We start from the raw sequence: 213 nt of genomic DNA, 5'->3' as shown, positions 1-213 counted from the left end.
TCTGGCAGGGATACCGTCTGTTGCAGGAGCAGCACGACGGCGGGCAATGCAGCACATACCTTTATGACCCGAACGAAGCGTGGAGCCCGCTGGCGCGAATCGACCATCTGCGCGACGATAAACAGGGGGAGATTTACTGGTTCGGTACTGACCTGAACGGCGCACCGCTGGAAGTCACCGACGTACGCGGCAACGTGCGCTGGAGTGGCCATT

The 213-nt window shown here is 60.6% G+C and carries 1 protein-coding gene; it reads left to right on the top strand.

Translation table 11 applies throughout. The features are described from left to right. The coding region (locus tag NNO04_RS23035; RefSeq protein ID WP_271446552.1) for an RHS domain-containing protein at positions 1–213 on the top strand (213 nt) is incomplete at both ends.

The organism is Citrobacter sp. Awk 4, assembly GCF_028069725.1.
In the GTDB taxonomy this organism is placed as follows: domain Bacteria; phylum Pseudomonadota; class Gammaproteobacteria; order Enterobacterales; family Enterobacteriaceae; genus Citrobacter_D.
The sequence above is the reverse complement of the archived record's forward strand: the minus strand, read 5'-3'. Positions and strand labels throughout refer to the sequence as shown.